This window comes from Pseudanabaena biceps PCC 7429 (assembly GCF_000332215.1).
Lineage (GTDB): Bacteria > Cyanobacteriota > Cyanobacteriia > Pseudanabaenales > Pseudanabaenaceae > Pseudanabaena > Pseudanabaena biceps.
Genome location: NZ_ALWB01000114.1, coordinates 1 through 18,590 on the forward strand (window position 1 = coordinate 1; position 18,590 = coordinate 18,590).

Consider the following 18,590-nt stretch of genomic DNA (forward strand, 5'->3'; position numbering starts at 1 on the left):
AAGTTGCGCCCCGTAGGGGCGCAACTTTACGGGTTTTGGTAATTTATTTTGCACAAGTACTTACCCAAGAGGAGGGTGGTGGCGCAACGCGCCGCCGCACTCCTCTTGGGCTTAGGTATTAGGGGTAATTTTCTGCTTGGTGGGATTTTTGCGAGATACAGAGGTGCGATCGCTTAGATACCACCGCCAAGGAATATCTATGCCTTGGGTAATTCCGATTCTGGTGGTTTGCACGATGGGTTCGTTAAAATCTGGCGATCGCGCTTCTAGCCATAAATGCTGATCGGGATGTAAAGCCACTCCATCTAGTTGGCGATCTATTTGTAATAAACGGCATAGTTTTCCTGGACCTGAGCCTGCTCGATTGGGCTTATCTTTACTCCAACTAGGTAAGCGATCGCATTCGATCGCCCGAATTAACACCGCACTACAGAAATCTTCGCGATCGGTCACGATATTGACGCAATGGTAAATTCCATAGATTAAGTAAACATAAGCTGTACAGGGGGAGCCAAAAATTGCCGCATTGCGAGCAGTCTTGCGCCGATAGCCGTGGCAAGCGGGATCGGTTGCGTCATAGGCTTCAGTTTCCACAATAATTCCCCGATATTCTTCTCCTGCAATGCTGCGGGCTAATGTGCAGCCTAGTAGTTCGGGCGCGACTTCTTCGGCGGGGCGGGCGAAAAAAGATTTTTCTAGAAGCATAGCAAGATAAATCCCAGCAAATATTTTAAGAGTGCCGCGAAGCGGCACTCTTAAAATATTTGCTGGGATTTATATGGGGCAATTGACCCAACTACTTACGCCATCCAGCCAAAATTCTTTTTTCCAGATCGGTGCTTCCACCTTTAAGGTGTCGATCGCATAGCGACAAGCCTCGAAAGCTTCGCTGCGATGGGGCGAGCCCACGGCAACTAGTACACTGATTTCCCCGATTTTCAGTTTTCCGAGTCGATGGTGGATGACTACCTCGGTAATGGGAAATTGCCGATGGCAGCGATCACTAATTTCTTGAAAAACTTGTAAAGCCATTGCGTCGTAGGCTTGATAATCCAAATAATCAACAGCACGTCCCCCTGTCTGATTGCGTACCATGCCACTCATGAGAACGACTGCGCCATTACGAGCATTGTCGGCGATCGCATAAGCTGCCGCCACATCTAAAGCCTCATGGGTTAGTCGGAAATGATCATTCATAGCTATAAAATTTCAATTGCATAATATCGGCAGCAATTACTGCCGATAATTACTGCTGATAATTACTGCCGATGTTAAAAAATTAATCTTCGTGCTCTTCAAATTGATCGACTAATTCCTTGTTCGGAGGGCCAAACGCCACGTATATCGCATAAGCCGTTAAGCAGATTACACATACGGCGATAGTAATTGCGATCGAAGTTGCGTTTTCCATGAATTGAACCAATGATTTGAGTTATTCTAAATTACAATTATACTATTTTGTAACAATCCCTTTAAGAAAACAAACTTATGTCACAACGTACATGGCTTGGTGATATTCTCAGACCGCTGAATGCAGAATACGGTAAAGTCTCTCGTGGTTGGGGCACGACCCCCCTCATGGCTATTTTCATGGCCTTGTTCCTTGTATTTCTAGTCATTATTCTTCAGTTGTATAACGCCTCCTTGATCCTTGATGGCGTTAATCTCAACTGGGGTGGTTGATTTTCAGTTCTAAGCCCATATTAAAGGCACGCAAAGCGTGCCTTTAATGTAAGTAAGTGAGCTTAATTAAATATAAAACCCTTATAAGACCCTAAAACCTGCGGCGCACGCGCAGCGTGCGCCGCAGGTTTTATCTCTGGATTTTAATTATGCTGAGGTACTCATTCATATTGCTGATCGTACCTTGATTGCATTTTATTAATTGCATTTTAGGCTTTCATGCTGTATGAGGATATATGACGATAAACAGCTAAAGTTCTGATCGCAGATTTGATTGCAGATTTGATCGCAGATTAGTAGACACGGATTAGTAGACGTTTGAGCATTACAACATGGCACAGTCAACCACTGCTAAACAGTTCGCAACTTCAACGGGTACAGTTCCCGATGTAGAGCTACAGCGAGTATTTAAGATGTTTGGGACAAATACTGTTGTCCAAGGTGTAGATCTACAAGTCCAGAGAGGCGAACTTTTCAGCATCTTGGGACCTTCAGGTTGTGGTAAAACGACTTTACTAAGACTTGTAGCAGGCTTTGAGGAACCATCCGCAGGGGAAGTGCTCATACAGGGCAACCCGATGACCTATATCCCTGCCTATCAACGTCCTGTGAATACGGTTTTCCAAAGTTATGCTCTCTTTGGGCATATGACCATTTTTAATAATGTTGCCTTTGGCTTAACGGTGAAAGGGGTTCCGAAGCCAGAAATCCAGCAAAGGGTTAAGGATGCCCTGAAACAAGTACGTCTCGACCATCTGAGCGATCGCTATCCCAGTCAAATATCTGGTGGACAGCAGCAGCGAGTTGCCCTTGCTCGTGCCCTCGTTAACCGTCCTAAGGTGATCTTGTTAGATGAGCCCTTAGCAGCGCTCGATTTCAAGTTGCGTAAGGAAATGCAGGTTGAGCTGTCTAACTTGCAGTACGAACTGGGAATTTCCTTTATTATGGTCACCCACGACCAAGGCGAAGCTCTGGCAATTTCCTCTAGAATTGCGGTGATGAACCAAGGTCGCATTGAGCAAATTGGCACGCCTGCGGAAGTCTACGATCGCCCCTCTTCAGCATTTGTTGCTGACTTTGTCGGCGAAACGAATTTGTTTGAATGTCGAGTAATCGAGCAGGATGGGGCATTCGTTGAATTGCGATCGTCCACGGGTTTAGCGATCGTTGCTGCCAAGCCCCGCAATTGGCAACCCATCGCCGAGGCAGTGGTGAGCGTTAGACCTGAAAAAATCAAGCTCTCCACCGAATACCCAAACCAACCCTACAATACCTATCGGGGCATTCTCAATAACGTACTGTATTTAGGCGATCATTCCCAATTTGTCGTGGACTTACATGCTAGTGAAAATGTGCCTCCCGTTAGAGTGATGCTCGTCCGCTCCAATCACCAAGGTGAAAAGACTCCACCCTTTGATAGTCAGGTATATGTTTCGTGGATGCCTGAAGATTGTGTTGCCCTGCCCAAGACGACCGTAGTCTCCGCCGTTACCTCCTAAATATCAAGTCTAAATATCAAGTCTAAATATCAAGTCTAAATATCAAGTAAAGTACGGAGGCTCCCCCGATGTCCATACTTGCCAAGCTAATCAGCTAATCAAAAGCTAATCAAAATAAGAATCTATGCTTATCTCTCGGCGAAAATTTCTTAGACAAACTGCCTATGCCACATCAGCTATAGCCAGTGCATCTACTCTCGCTGCCTGTGGAATTTTCGATCAGAGCCCCCCAACTTCCGATGCAGGTAGTGAGGATGTAACTCGCCCAGCAACCCAAGACAAAAAGACCCTGTACCTCTATGGTTGGGCTACCTACGTCAACAATCAAGAGGTTTTAGAGGGATTTACGAAGGAAACGGGGATCAAGGTGGTTGGGGATGCCTATGATGCTAATGAAGTCATGTTAGCAAAGCTAGAAACCTCGAATGGGCGATCGGGGTATAGCATCATTTACCCCAGCGATTATATGGTGTCGCAGATGCGGGATAAAAAGCTACTTACCCCACTCAACAAAAAACTGTTACCCAATCTGACTAATATTGCTACAAACTATTTAGAATTACCCCACGATCGTGGGGCAGTATTTAGTATTCCCGTAAGCTTAGGAACGACGGGAATTGCCTATAATGTCGAGGCTGTAAAGTCGATCGTTGGTGAAGAACCCACGGATTGGAGTTACCTGTGGCAGCATAAAAATAAGTTGCGGATTACGCTAGTCAACGATCCGCGTGAAGTGATCGGGATGGCGTTACATACCCTTAGTTATTCGTATAACAGTAAAGAGGAGTCACAGATCGAACATGCATTTCAGAAATTGCGGGAATTAATGCCCGCGATCGCCAATTTCAGTACCGATGCATGGCGGGATCCTCTTGCTTCGGGGGATTTAATGATGTGTATGGCGTTTTCAGGCGATGCTATTAGTCTGTCTCGGCAAAATCCTAATGTCAAATATGTTTTGCCCAATAATGGCACATCAATTTGGACGGATACGATCGCCATTCCTAGAGGTGCACCGAATATCGAAGGCGCTCACGCATGGATAAATTATGTTATGAAGCCAGAAATTGCTGCCAAAATTAGCGATGCTAATAGTTTCGGGACAACTAATAAACTTGCAAAATCTCTGATTCCTGATGATCTCAAAGCAATTAAGGCTTTGGAGCCATCAGAAACGATTATTGCCAAATGCGATCGCATTACCAAACTCGATCCCGAAGCCCTTCAAATTTATGATGGTTTCTGGACGCGCTTAACCACAGGTTTAGGATAGTTTTTTTAGGCTCGCTACTATGACATCACCACATCGCACTAACCCCACTGAACCAATCTCGCTCAGCAATGCTCCTTTTCTTTGGGGAAATATTGCTCTTATCGCAGGTGTGCCTTGGCTAATGGCTTTGAGTATGGCTGGTTTAGCCGTAGGAGATCCCATATTTCCCGAGTGGTTTGAGATTTTTTTGTTGGGGTTTCCTGCGATCGCTTTAGTGACTTGGGTGCAATGGCAACAGCCGATATCGCCATTTAGTTTATGGTTTGTGTCTAAACCAGCAAAGGATTTAAGCGATCGCGATCGGCAGATCCTGACGCTTCTCAAGCAGCGCCGCAATGGTTGGTATACAACGGGGTGGATCGCGGCAGCAGTGGCACTGCTGATGAGTGCCGTCTTTTGTAAAATTTATATTGCGGCTCCCCTTGCTCAAGCGATCGCGCCCTTTCCTACGGGATTACGTTTATTGGGCGTGGTGTGGGCGGAGATTTTCTTTTTATTAAGTAATATTTTGTTGCAATCTGGAGTTTCGGCCCTACGGATCAAGTTAACAGATGAGTCGGAGCTAGTGGGATTGCAACCCTTTGCCGTAGAAAAAATTAAACATAGTTTTACGACGATTGGCTGGCAGTCGCCCCAGTTATTAAAGTTTTTTGCAGAAGAAGCGATCGTTCCTCAAGATCCCGCTCAATCCCAATCCGATATCATCCCAGAGCCACAGGAAGCGCCCAGCCCTGAAAAATCTGAGCCCGATGATGCAGTTGCAATTACTGAAAATATCGAAAATATCGCAGATCTAACCAGTGAGCCAGCGATCGAGCCTGTAATTGAAACTGTAATTGAAACTGTAATTGAAACTGTAAGCGAGTTTGAGAATGCGGTCAGTACTGATATCGAAGAATACCTAGAATCTGAGAGGGTGACAACTTTAGATGATGACAAACTTGAAGAACCTGAATTGCCACCAACTGAACTAGAGCGATCGCAGCCCATTACTGATATAAATTTGAATTTAGATTTGAATTTAGAAAGGCAGATTGCTGAAGAAATTGCAGAATTAGAAAATAGTAGTCCCGTTGAAGAAAATATTATTGAAGTTGTTTTAGAAGACAGGGAAATAATCACTGAGTCCAATGTCTCTGAGCCAAAGCCTGTCGAAGTTATTGAAGAGGCTCAAATTGAGATAGAGCTAACTGAAGAAATCATTCATTCTGAAGAACTAATATCAGTTGAATTACTTGCAGACGCGCAGGCTGAGACATTTCCATCTCAACCTGAAGTTGAGGAGTTTGAAAACCAAGAACCTGCTGAAGCTGAACTCAAGCAAGTCAGATCTATTGAAAAAATAATAGATGTTGATGAAGATGAGCAAATTAGCCTCGGTATCGAAGAACTAGAGGTAGGCGATCTTACCAATGATGAGTCTGCGGAAGAAGTAACTGGGGAAATAGAACAATCTGCAACCGATGCAAAAAGTAGCGAAATTGAGGGAATAGAAACTTCATGGCAACCTACCGTTCAAGAAGTTGCTGTTGAATCTTTAGTAGAAGTAAATTTAGAACCTGAAGATCTTCAAGATCTTGTTTTAGAGACAGCAATCGTTAATGCTCCTGTAGTCACCAAGGATGATGAAGAGAGTACCCAAGAGCTAAATATTCAAGAGCTAAATATTATTGATAGCGAATTGGTTAATAGCGAATTGGTTAATAGCGAATTGATTGAAGCTAAAGGTTTTGATGATGAGTTAGATGAGCTTATCGCTTTTAATGATTATGTTGAAAATATTCTGCAAGAATATCTAGGAGATGTTTCGGAAGAAACTGATGAAATTTCCGTGGAAACTACTAATGAGTTGATTAATTTAAACATTGAGTCAGCTGCAGAAGCGATCGCTAAAGATAATGTCGAAATAATTGCTAACGATCTATCCGATGCCTCGGTGCAAGATGTTGATCCAAATACAACGGAGATTCCTGCTACGAGTGAATCACAAACCCAAAAAGATCCTAAATATTTGGTGCAGGAGTTTTTAGTTGATAAGTTTTTAGCAAGACTAGAAGAACTAAATATTGGCGAAAAAGTCACTAACAAATCAGCTAGTGAACTCCCAGAAAGCCCCAAGGCTGAGATCAATGATAATACCGATGAGTTTGCTGATTTAGAAGCCCTGCTCGATGATCGCCCCTTACCAAAGGATCTCGAATAATACCAAGTTAAGAAATGGCGTAGCCATTTCTTAACTTGGTATAAAAGCCCAAAAGTAAAAGCCTTGCGTAGCAAGGCTTTTACTTTTGGGCTTTGAGAATTATCCCGAACTCATGTTAGATATGTGGGACAAAGCGTTCTTTTACAGGAACAGCAGTGTATTCAGAGATAATCCGACGGAATTCTTCGCCATCAAGGGTTTCTGCCTCAACAAGAAGATCGACAACGCGATCGATCGCAGCCCGATTTTCATAAACAATTTGCAAAGCCGTTTGATAGCACTTCTGCACGATTTCGCGAACTTGTTGGTCGATCTTAGCGGAGATATCTTCCGAATATTGCGAACCGCCACCCATGCTGCGTCCGAGAAATACTTCCGAACTTTGACCTTCAAGAGCTAACTGTCCGATATTTGACATGCCAAAACGAGTTACCATCTGACGAGCCATACCGCTAACCTGTTGCAGATCGCCGCCTGCACCTGTCGTAACCTCAGCCGCACCGAATACTGCTTCTTCCGCAGCACGACCACCGAGAGCTGCCGTAATCCGCGCAAGGATTTGACCGCGTGATACTAGGGTCTGTTCTTCATCTGGGGTGAACCATGTCAAACCAGCTGCTTGTCCTCTGGGGATAAGAGTTACTTTTTGAACGGGATCATGATCCTTGAGCAAGGTTCCGACGATCGCATGACCGACTTCGTGATAGGCAATCAAACGCTTGTTGCGGCTGTCGATGAGGGCTTTTCCTTCAAGCCCTGCAATGATCCGATCCACCGCATCATCGATTTCTGCCATGGTCATGGCATCCTTACGACGACGAGCCGTCAGAATTGCTGCCTCATTTAGCAAGTTAGCAAGGTCAGCACCAGCAAATCCAGGGGTGCGACGGGCGATCGCTTCAAGCGATACTTCAGGGCTAATCTTTTTGTCGCGAGCATGGACATTGAGAACCTGCAAACGTCCCTTAATGTCGGGTGGATCGACACCGATTTGGCGATCGAAGCGACCTGGACGTAGTAGTGCTGAGTCTAGTACATCGGCTCGGTTAGTTGCCGCAATTACGATTACGCCCGAATTACCTTCAAACCCATCCATTTCCGTAAGGATTTGGTTGAGGGTCTGTTCTCTTTCATCATTGCCGCCGCCAATACCAGCACCACGTTGCCGACCAACTGCGTCAATTTCATCAATAAAGATGATGCAAGGAGCATTTTCCTTCGCCTTTTTAAAGAGGTCGCGGACGCGCGAAGCACCGACACCGACGAACATTTCTACAAATTCCGAACCAGATACTGAGAAGAAAGGTACGCCTGCTTCACCAGCGATCGCCTTGGCTAGCAAAGTTTTACCCGTTCCAGGAGGACCAATTAACAAAACGCCCTTGGGGATCTTTGCCCCCACGGCTGTAAAACGTTCGGGCTTTTTCAAAAACGTTACAACTTCTTGCAATTCTTCCTTGGCTTCTTCGATACCCGCGACATCGTCAAACTTCACGCCAGTCTCAGCATCCATCGCAAACCGAGCCTTGGATTTTCCGAAGTCCATTGCTTGTCCAGGACCGCCCATTTGGTTGGAACGGCGAAACAAAAAGAATAACCCTGCGAGCAAGGCAACTGGGAAAATCAAATTACTAATAAAACCCCAGATGGCACTATTGTTGCTGGGAGGATAGATAGCGAGATCTACACCACCTTCATTGAGTTTATCCATCAATTCTGGAGCATACAGAGGCAAATCAACTCTAGCCCGTTGTTCTTTACCTTCAATCTGGGGATCGCTTGCTACGATTACTGCTGTGCGACCACCATCAAAAATATCAACCTTGCGTACCCGATGTTCGTCGAGGTATTCAAGAAATCGTCCATAGGCAATACGAGTATTAGCCGCATTTACGGTTGGACGACTGGGGGCTGGACGGGCAACCAATGTTTGCCATCCAAAGAAACCGATGATCGCTATGGGCAGTAACCATAGCAATGCAGTTCTCCAAGATGATTTCATATAGCAAAGAGCCTGATGTTCAAAATAATTTCTTAACTAAACTTAACTTACCACGATCCTTAATCAATGGGGTGAGGCGATCGCAAATATCTATCCAAAGAGAAACCCCATTACTCCCTTTCCACCAAAGAAATAGAAATCAAAAACCAAGAATTAGCGTTGCGCCGCAAAGCGCCGCAACGTCTAAACGTCTATTAAATGTTTAGGATTGCAATAAGTAGCTAGGCGCAATTACATATAAACCCCAAAAAAGCTATAGCGGACGCTGCGCGTGCGCTATAGCTTTTTTGGGGGGTAATTATATCCAGCTACTTAACGTCAATAAACCCAATAGAGAGTTGCGGCGCTTCGTGCCGCAACTCTCTATTGGGTTTGATTTTTGTCCTAACATTACTGACTATAGCTATAGAAGAAATCTAACGTTATTAGCCATCCTGAAATTAATTGGGTATAAAGCTTTTAGGTTTATGTACGTTTATCTATTCACAGAATATATTATCCTTAAGCTAATTGCATTTCCAATTTGTATGTGATTTACATGAAAATATTTGTGTTTGTTTTATGCGTTCTGATGAGCGGTTTAGTGACACCTTTACTCTTGGTTGATTCTGCTTGGTCAGAAAGCGCCAAAATTAACCAAAAGAAAGTGAGAAGTATGTCGGTAAATGGTTACGTCAAAAAGGACGGAACTAGAGTAAAACCTCATAACCGTACTACCCCTAGTAGTAGCAAAAAAGATAACTGGTCAACTATTGGTAATGTTAATCCCCATAATGGGAAGAAAGGGACAAAACGCTCATATCCATAATTAATTTATAGTCGTAACTCTTTACGACCATTTTGGACAATCTTGATCATGTCAATTAGTTGTGTTTCGAGGTTACCTAAAACGCGATCGCTATATTCATCAGCTCCTCGCTGCATATCTTGAACTTCGCCCGTCACCCTTTGATGCAACATATCGAGATCTTTTTGGGCTTGTCGGCGCATTTGGTTAACTTCATTGAGAGTCTGCGATCGTATTTGCTCACATTCCTCTTGGAGTTCGCGACGAATTTGATTAGCTTCCTGCTCGGCTTGGCGAACGATCAAAGATTCTTCTAAAAGCTGACTGGCTCGTAACTCAGCAGACTTAATTAAATCTTCAGCATATTGCTGAGCTTCGGCAACTAAATCCTGTTTATAGAGCAGAATCTCTTCGGCTTTGGCGATAGAATCTGGGACAGAGAGCCTGACTCGATCGATTTGCTGACAAAGTTTCTCTTCATCAATGACAGTGTGTCCCATGACGCGAGGACCACTTTCAAGCACCATTTCTTCAAGATGGTCTAGCTCTTTATGCAAGCTCATATAGTAATCGGCTTTTGGGGCTGCCATAGGGGAGCCATTGTAATTACCATTATTAGATTTAGTACTAGCAGTTGAGTTTTCTGTCAGCATCGGTTTTGTGTAGGAAAAAGTTCAATGCTTAGGTTTTCTGGACTCATTAAGGTGAGGTAGATTTAGTCAACTTATGGGTCTAAAAAGAATACACAACATTGTAAATGAATTTTTGCGAAAGCTGTAACTCCGTGAACTTTTTTTGATGAGATGAGCAAAGCTCATCTCATCAAAAATATTCTAGGCAGGGATTTGCGACAAAACGGTACGGGTTGCAGCTAAGGTTGCTTCCACATCTGCGTCAGTATGGGCAAGGGATGTAAAACCAGCCTCAAACTGCGAAGGAGCGAGGTACACACCATGCTCTAGCATTCCGCGATGGAATTTGGCAAACTTTGCTGTATCGCTGGTTTTGGCATCTTCATAGTCATAAACTTGCTGACTGGTGAAGAATATCCCAAACATCGCTCCGACAATGTTACCCGTTGCGGCATGTCCAGTTTCATGGGCGATCGCCAACATGCCTTCCGCCAACTTCTTAGTAATCTGCTCTAGATATTCGTAGGAGCCTTCCCGCTTCAGGATTTCCATAGTTTTAATGCCTGCGGTCATGGCTAAGGGATTACCCGATAATGTTCCAGCTTGATACATTGGACCAGCAGGAGCAACCATTGACATGATGTCCTTGCGACCACCATAGGCTCCGACGGGCAACCCACCACCGATGACTTTTCCCATAGTGGTCAAGTCGGGAGTAACACCAAAACGAGCCTGTGCGCCACCGTAGGAGAGACGGAAGCCTGTCATAACTTCATCAAATACCAACAAAGCCCCATTTGCTTTACAAAGGTCTTTTAAGCCTTGCAAGAATCCATCTTTGGGAACAATGCAACCTGCGTTACCAACTACAGGCTCGATGATTACACCAGAGATTTGATCGGGATTTTCTGCAAATAACTTTTTGACAGCTTCGAGGTCATTGTAGGGAGCAGTTAAGGTATTGGCAGTTGTGGACTTGGGAACTCCAGGAGAGTCGGGCAAACCAAGGGTAGCTACCCCAGAACCTGCCTTAACCAAAAACATGTCTGCGTGACCGTGATAGCAACCTTCAAACTTAATGATTTTGTCTCGACCAGTAAAGGCGCGCATTAGGCGCAGAACTGACATACAGGCTTCAGTACCTGAATTGACAAAGCGCACCATTTCCACACTTGGTACGGCTTCGATTACCATTTCCGCAAGTTGATTTTCGAGGACGCAGGGTGCACCAAAGCTAGTGCCTTTTTCGAGAGCTTTGTGTAGTGCTTCGATGACTTCAGGATGGGAATGCCCCACGATCGCAGGTCCCCAAGAGCCAATGTAATCAATGTACTTATTGCCATCAATGTCCCATGCGTAAGCACCATTAACGCGATCGAACACGATCGGTTCGCCACCTACAGATTTGAACGCACGAACAGGAGAACTTACACCACCAGGCATTAGATGTTTAGCTTTAGCAAAAACTTCTTGAGATGTAGCTGTATTAAAAGTAGATAGATTCGTAGCCATTTTTTAACGGAGATTTTTTAGATTGTGGAACTCTTTGTAGACTCAATTTAACTTAGCAACGATGCAAGCGTCACACAAATATGGGAGAAAGTTAACTCAACAAGAAAATATAGCTGTCGTCAAGTGTAGCTGTCGTCAAGTGTATTAGTACATTTAGTACATATGGCTGTTGCCAGTCTTGTTAGGACAAAATCAAAGCCCAAAAGATGGTTGCCGCGAGGAGTGCGGCAACCATCTTTTGGGCTTTATGCCCTGATACAGATCCAGATGGGCGAAGTCGGAGCCTCATCCAACTCGTATAGGATCTTTCTAAAAGATGATTGGCAGCACTGCGACGTTAATCATCCTTTGGCTATAGAAAAACTTACATCGTCATAGGGCTTGGGCTAAAAACAATTGCGCTATTTTTAGCCCAAGCCAATGAGCCCCAAAATCATTATTGGCAAATTATTGGCAAAAGTTTATAGTTCGTTGATTTAAGGTAAACAATATTTTTTCACCAGTAAACAATGAGATTGAGACTTGCATAAGCCACTGGGCATAATTTAAAAAAACCTGTGGCGATTGCACAGCGCACGCCACAGGTTTTTGCGTTTTATATTTAATTGCGTCTAGCTAGTTAGATGTTATTATCGCAATAATACTTAAAATTTTTGCATATATGAAAAACCGTTCGATCTTTCGTATATGATGCAAATAGATAGGGTTGAATCGTGTTAACGAGATTTATAAAGTTCATATTCTTCATAAACCTGCAAAGGTATCCGTTAATATGCAATTAACAACTATCTAAACTAACTAACTAAGATTTGTTCGATCCAATGAGAATTCTCCTTGTAGAAGATGATGCTAATTTGGCTGATACGTTAGCCGAAGTGTTAACAAGTCAGCACTGTGTTGTAGATATCGCAAGAGATGGGGAGGAAGGCTGGGAGAAATCTCAAGCTGACGATTACAACCTGATCTTGTTAGATGTCATGCTGCCAAAGCTAGATGGCATTAACCTATGTCGTCGCTTACGCGCCCATGGCAATAATGTGCCGATTTTGATGGTTACCGCTCTAGATATGAGCACCGATAAGGTTCAGGGGTTAGATGCTGGTGCTGACGACTATCTCGTCAAGCCCATTGATCCCCCTGAATTGATGGCTCGGATTCGAGCCCTGTCGCGTCGTGCTCAGATTGCAGAACCTACAGTTTTACGCTGGGGAGAACTGCAACTCGATCCCGGAATGCATGAGGTGTCCTATACAGGTCAGTCTGTGCATTTGACTCCGAAGGAGTACAACATTCTTGAGTTGTTGCTCCATCATGGTCGTCAAGTTCTAAAACGGATCACGATTGTCGAGCATGTTTGGTCGCTGACCGATCCCCCTAGAGAGGATACGATCAACGCTACGATCAAGAGTCTGCGGAATAAGTTGAAGGGTGCTGGTGCGCCTCATAATTTAATTGAGACAATTCATGGTGTTGGCTATAGGTTGAGTCAACTCTCGTAGATCTAATTTCATTAGGCTGTTTCAATTAGTCCCTAAAGAGGAGCTTGCTTAGCAAGCTCCTCTTTAACGTTTCAGTTGAGTCAATACTGCAGCCATGCAAGTTTTATAGCTGTCAGTACCCAAGAATTGATTGGCGGCGCGAAGCGCCGCCAATCAATTCTTGGGTACTGATGTTAATTTGGATAAAATCCCAAATTCTTGTAAGGCAGGTAAAAAATTATTGTTTTCGTGATGGGAAGTGCTGAGTTTGATGAGGACAAAACGTTGCAATGGGTTGAGACTTTGCCATTGGGCTGGCGCGATCACTAAGTTTAATGTCTGCGCTTGGCATTGAACATCGCTGGGGATCGCTAAGATCTGCCAAGCAGGCGGCGTTTGGATAGGGAGATCGCTGGGATAGGTTTGAAAAATTTGAAAAACTTGCGATCGCAAATTTTCGCGATAGTTTTTCACCTCTGCTTCAGTTTCACAGGGTAGTTCGATTAGTTCTTGGCGTTGACGGGGTGAAAAACTATGCCAATGTTGCAGTTTTAGTTTGACTCCACAGGTATCTAATTTATAGCGAACCTGCATGGGGATGCATCGGAGCGAATCAACAAACTCGGCTTCAAATTGAAAAAATTGCAACATATCAAGGGGGAAAGGGCAGAAAAAAGGCGCAGAAAATTTAACTAAATTAGATTGTCTAGATCTTGTCTAGATCGGCTCGGTATCGCTCAAATTTACCGATAGCTTCATCTGACCGAGCCGCACGGAAAAATCCCCCGCACCATTGGGAACTGTCAGGACTTGCGCGATTTTGCCAAATTTGGGAATGCGCACCCGATCGCCAATATTTAGCGTTAATTTGGGCTTTGCGGGGGGCATTTCTGGCAAATGACGTTTTGTCAGCTCCTCGATCCTTCTTTCGGTATGCTGTACATCCGTCGCCGCTTGCTCACCCTGCTGTAATTTACGAATCACCCTTCCTACTTCCTTTTGGGCTTGAGCGATCGCGGCATTGACCTCTTTTTCTTGACGTTCGCGCAGTTCCTTCGCCTGCGATCGCATCATTTCGGCACGATCCAAAATTTCCTTATGCAAGCGTTCGGTTTCGACGAGTAAGTGGGCGGCTGCTTCGGTCTTTTGGGTTTGTTCGCGACGCTGTGCTTCCAGTTCGGCAATCACATCATTCATCTCGGCAGAACCGATACCCACACGCACCTGAGCGGCTGCGAGAATGTCCTGTGGTAATCCCAACCGTCCTGCGATCGCCAGGGCGTTAGAACGCCCAGGAATTCCCCATAGTAGGCGATAGGTAGGCGCAAGGGATGCATCATCAAATTCGACCGAGGCATTTTCAAATTTAGGATTTTGATATTTTAGTGCCTTGAGTTCGCCGAAGTGGGTTGTCGCGATCGCGAGACGCGTATGGTCGCCCAGATATTCCAACAAAGCTGTGGCGATCGCACTGCCTTCCGAGGGGTCAGTTCCCGCACCTACCTCATCCAGAAGAACTAAGGATTGCGGTGAGAGGGCTTCGAGGATTCTGCCAATACGGCGGATATGTCCCGAAAAAGTCGAAAGATTTTGTTGCAATGACTGCTCGTCACCAATATCGGCAAGTACGAGATCGAACCAAGGCATTTCCACAGGTTCTCTGGCAGGAATGAACATGCCCGCCTTTGCCATGAGAGCGGCTAAGCCAAAAGTTTTTAGAGTTGCAGTTTTGCCGCCAGTGTTAGGTCCCGTGATGACGACGACAGAAATCTGTGGCGAAATCAACACATCCACAGGTACGACTTCGCGACCTTCCTCATTTTTCTGTTGCCATACCAGTAAAGGATGACGTAATTGGCGCAAAACGATCGCCTCTTGATCGAGAAAATGCGGCGGATTGCCTCCTAGCCAATAGGCATAACGCGCCCTCGCCACCGCTAGATCGATTTTGGTAACGATAATTAGCAATCTTTGCAAATCTTCCGCGATCTCCGTAATTTTGGCGCTTAGTTCCGTCAAAATTATCTCGATCTGGGCTTGCTCCATTTTTAGCAATTGCCTGAGCCGATTATTGGACTGCACGATCGAATTGGGTTCCACAAAGAGAGTCATTCCCGTACTAGAGGTGTCGTGAATGACTCCTGGCACACGATCTCGTTGGGGCGATTTGACCGACAAAACATAGCGATCGTTGCGTTGAGTGATAATCTGCTCCTGTAACGAGCTAGCATTGCGCTGCATGATATTTTGCAGCTTAGTCATAATTTGATCGCGTACCGAGGTTAATTCATGACGAATTTCTCCTAGACGCTCCGAGGCGCGATCAAGTACATTTCCCCCTTCATCAATACAGCGATAAATTTCCTGTTCCACATCAGGATAGGTACGCAGGTCACTGGCAAGTATCTGTAAATTTGGGCAGTAATCAGCATTGTCTAATTGACGGCGGAGATTTCGCGCTCCCGCCAAAGTCGTAGCGATCGCCCATAGCTCGAGAGCTGACAAAATTCCCTGTTTCTCAGCGCGAAATACTGCTTCTGTAATATTTTGGATCCCATCTAAGGAAACACCCGCATTTCGCTCCTCTAGGGCATAGGCTTCTTTAGTTTGGGTGAGTAGCTCTAACGTTTCTTCATAGCGATCGGGTATGGGTATATGCGCCGCCGCGATCGCTCCCAGCTTGGTCGTTGTAAATGTTGATAAATGCTGACATAAACGATTCCATTCCAACAGATCTAACGTCTCAGCTTGCATGACACCTCAAAATAGATTTTTTCCACCAACAGCAGTAAGCTTTGCCCGCTAATGTTGATAATACTTTTCTATTGTGCCAAAAAATCTATGGACAAATGGGCTTATACCCAGTTAAGAAATGGCTACGCCATTTCTTAACTGGAAACTCCTTACTAACGTGAGTTCGGAATAATTTGAAACGGGCTTTGAGCAAGGGTTTGATACGCAAACCCTTGCTTAAAGCCCAAAATTAAAAGCCTTGCTACGCAAGGCTTTTAATTTTGGGCTTTTAAAATTTGCCAGCTTAACCCGAACTGATGTTACTTATAAGTCCCCTTTCGTGCATAAAAAAAAGTGCATAAAAAAAAAGTGCATAAAAAAGGAGTTGCTTTGCAACTCCTTTTTTGATTTTTGATAATTTTTGACAATTACAGGCGAGAAGCTAATCTCTCGAAATCGGCTTGGGTACTAGATAGCATCCTGCTACGGCTATCTTGAGTGCGATCGCTACTCAAATTTGGGACGAGGTTACGAGCTTGTAAAGCCATGTGTAACTGCAAATGTGCGACATATTCACTTAAATCGCCTTGAACATCAATTTGTTTTAGCGCTACAGATTTATTGTTAGTCACCACGTTACCTCTCATGTGATATATGAATGCAAACTAATATGAGTTTTTCTTAACTAATCTTTACTTTCGCTTAGATTATTTAGATTTACTTAGATTAAATAAGTTTTTTCTATAACTTTCGATATAGAACTTATCATATAGCCGCACTTGTAATATATACCTATATAAGAAGTGTAATCTTTTGACTTAATACTTAACAATTGCCTATCCAGCCCCAAGATTGAGAATGAAATCTTTTTGTACAGTATGGGTAGCGCCGTTACCCATACTGTGGATTAATGGAGATTTACTGGGGATTTTATTAAAATTTCAATTTCTTTTTTAATTTGGTAAATAGCTTGGCAAATAGTTTTTGCGATCGCAGTTTTAAGATCTCTCGATAACCTAAGTCAAGGATATGCTGCTGGGCGAAGGGTTTGAGATCGAAAAAATCGTTTAACTCCTGTAAAATTACGACCAGACGAGCGGTAATATTTTCTGCTCGATATTCATCTAAGACCTGTGGGGATAAGGATAACCTTTGTCCGCTATTAAGGACTTTCATAATACGTTGCACATCAAATTCTTGAGAATATCCTGCGATCTTGTAGCAATTAAAAGCAGGATCTAAATAATCAGATAAGCCGTGATTGACACTAGAGAAAACTTGACATCCGCAGGCGAGTGCCTCCATCGGTTGTAGCCCGAAACCTTCTGTCACCCCTTGAACTGCCCAATATTCGGCAGAATCGTATAGATAAATCTTGGCGCGATTGAATAGCCCTTCTAAGTCTTCTACATAACGATCGATTACTTCCACTCGACATTGTTTTTGAAGAGCAGGAATTAATTGATTAAGTAGATAGCTCGAAGATTTCCTTGCCTGAACCAATATATCAATATCGCGATCGCCCCATTCATTTTTTAAATTATCTCCCAAGGCATGAAAATCGCAAAATTTAGCGGAAATCTCATTGGGCAAATAATATAATAAAGAGTGTGGCGATCGCTGTCCCCAATAACCAAGGGTATTGCGACTCACCGTAATAATTGGCACGCTTGAGGGTAAATTAAACCCATAACCTGCGCTGTGGGCGTGATAAACCGCATTGAAAGATTTTAGTTTTGCTGCCAGTTTCGCGACATCAAACCCCCAACTCATCACGAAAATTACATCTTCTAAGTCTTTAGATAAGTTTTTAGATTTAGTCTGAGGACTCAATAGATCATCTAGCCATAAATGCCCCTTTTCACGCTGGCGATAGGTTACAACCTCCGCAGGACAAACTTTTTTAACTAATTCTAGAGTTTTTAGCTCTGCCCACAATCCCCCACAAGCAAAGCGATTGGTAGTTCCTGGTAATAGAAAGTATAGTCTGCGCATTTATTAAGCTCAAGATATTAGGCTCAAATCCTTGTTAAACAAGTTTAGGTTAAAAGCGATAAGCAAGAAACTCCATTGGAGTTTCTTGCTACAGTGGATTTTTGCTACGGCGATTTCCTATGCAGTTGGTGGAAAAATCAGTGCTTTTGTCACCGATTACATTCCTGGCAATCTGGGAATCATCTTAAGTTTCTTAGTCATGAGCATGGCGATCGCCCTTGCCCAGTGGTTGGTGCTCAGAAAACGAATTTTGGGTATGGGTTGGCTATGGGCGACTCTGGTGGGTGGTACTTTGGGCGGAGTCTTTAGTTCTTGGGCGAGTTTTTGGTTGGCAGTGACCTATGGGGACGCGGTGGATCTTTTGGCTGTCTATGCTTGCTTGCGCGGACTGTCGATAGGATTTGCTCAATGGATGATCCTCAAACATAGCTTTAGGCGATCGGGGTGGTGGGTGGTCGGGACTACGTTCAGTTGGTATCTCAGCGTCATGATCGGTAGTCAGTTAATGCAGATCCTAGGGTATTTTTTGACCCTCCTCGTTGGTGCAATTTACGGATTGTTAACTGGGAGCGTTTTACTTCTATTTTTCAGGCAGAAGTTTATGTCTTGCCAAGAGGGATAATTAATGTCAGTTCGGGTTAAGCTGGCAAATTTTAAAAGCTCAAGATTAAAAGCCTTGCTACGCAAGGCTTTTAATCTTGAGCTTTGAGCAAGGGTTTGCGTAGCAACTCTATTAAGTGGGCTTAATTAAATATAAAACCCTAAAACCTGCGGTGCACGCTGCGCGTGCACC

General features: G+C 44.1%; 17 protein-coding genes. 7 read left to right on the forward strand and 10 right to left on the reverse strand.

All coding sequences use genetic code 11. The features are described from left to right. Nucleotides 1-111: 111 nt before the first annotated feature. The 3 genes from PSE7429_RS13430 to psbN form a co-directional block, all read right to left on the reverse strand. Complete coding sequence (locus tag PSE7429_RS13430; RefSeq protein WP_009627764.1) at nt 112-705, reverse strand: DNA-3-methyladenine glycosylase; 594 nt, start codon at nt 703-705, stop codon at nt 112-114. A gap of 69 nt (nt 706-774) precedes the next feature. Beyond that, complete coding sequence (locus tag PSE7429_RS13435; protein ID WP_009627765.1) at nt 775-1,197, reverse strand: molybdenum cofactor biosynthesis protein MoaE; 423 nt, start codon at nt 1,195-1,197, stop codon at nt 775-777. A gap of 82 nt (nt 1,198-1,279) precedes the next feature. Next, nucleotides 1,280-1,411: a photosystem II reaction center protein PsbN gene (gene psbN / locus PSE7429_RS24485; RefSeq protein WP_009627766.1), complete on the reverse strand. Its 132-nt coding sequence runs from the start codon at nt 1,409-1,411 to the stop codon at nt 1,280-1,282. Between the two features lie 77 nt (nt 1,412-1,488). Between psbN and psbH the strand changes: the two genes are divergently transcribed. The 4 genes from psbH to PSE7429_RS13455 all read left to right on the forward strand — a co-directional run bounded on the left by psbH (nt 1,489) and on the right by PSE7429_RS13455 (nt 6,658). Then, entirely contained in the window at nt 1,489-1,683 is a 195-nt protein-coding gene (gene psbH, locus PSE7429_RS13440) for a photosystem II reaction center phosphoprotein PsbH (protein ID WP_009627767.1), read from the forward strand. A gap of 332 nt (nt 1,684-2,015) precedes the next feature. Then, nucleotides 2,016-3,182, forward strand: a complete 1,167-nt coding sequence (locus tag PSE7429_RS13445; RefSeq protein ID WP_009627768.1) for an ABC transporter ATP-binding protein — start codon at nt 2,016-2,018, stop codon at nt 3,180-3,182. A gap of 124 nt (nt 3,183-3,306) precedes the next feature. Beyond that, a complete protein-coding gene (locus PSE7429_RS13450; protein ID WP_009627769.1) occupies nt 3,307-4,455 on the forward strand; it encodes an ABC transporter substrate-binding protein in 1,149 nt (382 codons plus the stop codon). A 19-nt stretch (nt 4,456-4,474) separates the two neighbouring features. After that, the gene (locus PSE7429_RS13455; protein WP_009627770.1) at nt 4,475-6,658 is read left to right on the forward strand and encodes a low-complexity tail membrane protein; all 2,184 of its coding nucleotides are present in this window, start codon (nt 4,475-4,477) and stop codon (nt 6,656-6,658) included. A 115-nt stretch (nt 6,659-6,773) separates the two neighbouring features. On the opposite strand, the gene ftsH is transcribed toward PSE7429_RS13455, so the two are convergent. Continuing rightward, nucleotides 6,774-8,660: an ATP-dependent zinc metalloprotease FtsH gene (ftsH, locus tag PSE7429_RS13460; RefSeq protein ID WP_009627771.1), complete on the reverse strand. Its 1,887-nt coding sequence runs from the start codon at nt 8,658-8,660 to the stop codon at nt 6,774-6,776. 583 nt (nt 8,661-9,243) lie between these two features. Between ftsH and PSE7429_RS13465 the strand changes: the two genes are divergently transcribed. Further along, nucleotides 9,244-9,468, forward strand: coding sequence for a hypothetical protein (locus PSE7429_RS13465; RefSeq protein WP_144052518.1), 225 nt, complete (start codon nt 9,244-9,246; stop codon nt 9,466-9,468). 5 nt (nt 9,469-9,473) lie between these two features. Here PSE7429_RS13465 and PSE7429_RS13470 read toward each other — a convergent pair whose 3' ends face one another. Together PSE7429_RS13470 and hemL are read right to left on the reverse strand one after the other, a co-directional pair. Next, entirely contained in the window at nt 9,474-10,100 is a 627-nt protein-coding gene (locus PSE7429_RS13470; protein ID WP_009627773.1) for an ATP synthase subunit B family protein, read from the reverse strand. A 180-nt stretch (nt 10,101-10,280) separates the two neighbouring features. Beyond that, nucleotides 10,281-11,591, reverse strand: coding sequence for a glutamate-1-semialdehyde 2,1-aminomutase (gene hemL, locus PSE7429_RS13475; protein ID WP_009627774.1), 1,311 nt, complete (start codon nt 11,589-11,591; stop codon nt 10,281-10,283). An 821-nt stretch (nt 11,592-12,412) separates the two neighbouring features. Here hemL and PSE7429_RS13480 point away from each other — a divergent pair. Further along, a complete protein-coding gene (locus PSE7429_RS13480) occupies nt 12,413-13,090 on the forward strand; it encodes a response regulator transcription factor (RefSeq protein WP_009627775.1) in 678 nt (225 codons plus the stop codon). A gap of 153 nt (nt 13,091-13,243) precedes the next feature. Here the strand turns inward: PSE7429_RS13480 and PSE7429_RS13485 are convergent, their stop codons facing one another. From PSE7429_RS13485 to PSE7429_RS13500, 4 genes are all read right to left on the reverse strand, one after another. After that, nucleotides 13,244-13,720 (reverse strand): nitrate reductase associated protein, encoded by a 477-nt coding sequence (locus PSE7429_RS13485; RefSeq protein WP_009627776.1) that lies wholly within the window; start codon nt 13,718-13,720, stop codon nt 13,244-13,246. A 66-nt stretch (nt 13,721-13,786) separates the two neighbouring features. Beyond that, entirely contained in the window at nt 13,787-15,823 is a 2,037-nt protein-coding gene (locus PSE7429_RS13490; protein ID WP_009627777.1) for an endonuclease MutS2, read from the reverse strand. Nucleotides 15,824-16,230: 407 nt separating this feature from the next. Beyond that, nucleotides 16,231-16,449, reverse strand: coding sequence for a hypothetical protein (locus PSE7429_RS13495; protein WP_009627778.1), 219 nt, complete (start codon nt 16,447-16,449; stop codon nt 16,231-16,233). Between the two features lie 286 nt (nt 16,450-16,735). After that, the gene (locus PSE7429_RS13500; RefSeq protein ID WP_009627779.1) at nt 16,736-17,797 is read right to left on the reverse strand and encodes a glycosyltransferase; all 1,062 of its coding nucleotides are present in this window, start codon (nt 17,795-17,797) and stop codon (nt 16,736-16,738) included. Nucleotides 17,798-17,882: 85 nt separating this feature from the next. Between PSE7429_RS13500 and PSE7429_RS23720 the strand changes: the two genes are divergently transcribed. Beyond that, nucleotides 17,883-18,419 (forward strand): hypothetical protein, encoded by a 537-nt coding sequence (locus PSE7429_RS23720; protein WP_009627780.1) that lies wholly within the window; start codon nt 17,883-17,885, stop codon nt 18,417-18,419. The last annotated feature ends 171 nt before the right edge of the window (nt 18,420-18,590 follow it).

Bases quoted from the DNA above. Each gene is read 5' to 3' on its own strand.
- PSE7429_RS13490 (WP_009627777.1), bottom strand. From the start codon at position 15,823: ATGCAAGCTGAGACGTTAGATCTGTTGGAATGGAATCGTTTATGTCAG.
- PSE7429_RS13500 (WP_009627779.1), bottom strand. From the start codon at position 17,797: ATGCGCAGACTATACTTTCTATTACCAGGAACTACCAATCGCTTTGCT.
- PSE7429_RS13455 (WP_009627770.1), top strand. From the start codon at position 4,475: ATGACATCACCACATCGCACTAACCCCACTGAACCAATCTCGCTCAGC.
- PSE7429_RS13435 (WP_009627765.1), bottom strand. From the start codon at position 1,197: ATGAATGATCATTTCCGACTAACCCATGAGGCTTTAGATGTGGCGGCA.
- ftsH (WP_009627771.1), bottom strand. From the start codon at position 8,660: ATGAAATCATCTTGGAGAACTGCATTGCTATGGTTACTGCCCATAGCG.
- PSE7429_RS13470 (WP_009627773.1), bottom strand. From the start codon at position 10,100: ATGCTGACAGAAAACTCAACTGCTAGTACTAAATCTAATAATGGTAAT.
- hemL (WP_009627774.1), bottom strand. From the start codon at position 11,591: ATGGCTACGAATCTATCTACTTTTAATACAGCTACATCTCAAGAAGTT.
- PSE7429_RS13445 (WP_009627768.1), top strand. From the start codon at position 2,016: ATGGCACAGTCAACCACTGCTAAACAGTTCGCAACTTCAACGGGTACA.
- PSE7429_RS13495 (WP_009627778.1), bottom strand. From the start codon at position 16,449: ATGAGAGGTAACGTGGTGACTAACAATAAATCTGTAGCGCTAAAACAA.
- psbH (WP_009627767.1), top strand. From the start codon at position 1,489: ATGTCACAACGTACATGGCTTGGTGATATTCTCAGACCGCTGAATGCA.
- PSE7429_RS13485 (WP_009627776.1), bottom strand. From the start codon at position 13,720: ATGTTGCAATTTTTTCAATTTGAAGCCGAGTTTGTTGATTCGCTCCGA.
- psbN (WP_009627766.1), bottom strand. From the start codon at position 1,411: ATGGAAAACGCAACTTCGATCGCAATTACTATCGCCGTATGTGTAATC.
- PSE7429_RS13450 (WP_009627769.1), top strand. From the start codon at position 3,307: ATGCTTATCTCTCGGCGAAAATTTCTTAGACAAACTGCCTATGCCACA.
- PSE7429_RS13430 (WP_009627764.1), bottom strand. From the start codon at position 705: ATGCTTCTAGAAAAATCTTTTTTCGCCCGCCCCGCCGAAGAAGTCGCG.
- PSE7429_RS13480 (WP_009627775.1), top strand. From the start codon at position 12,413: ATGAGAATTCTCCTTGTAGAAGATGATGCTAATTTGGCTGATACGTTA.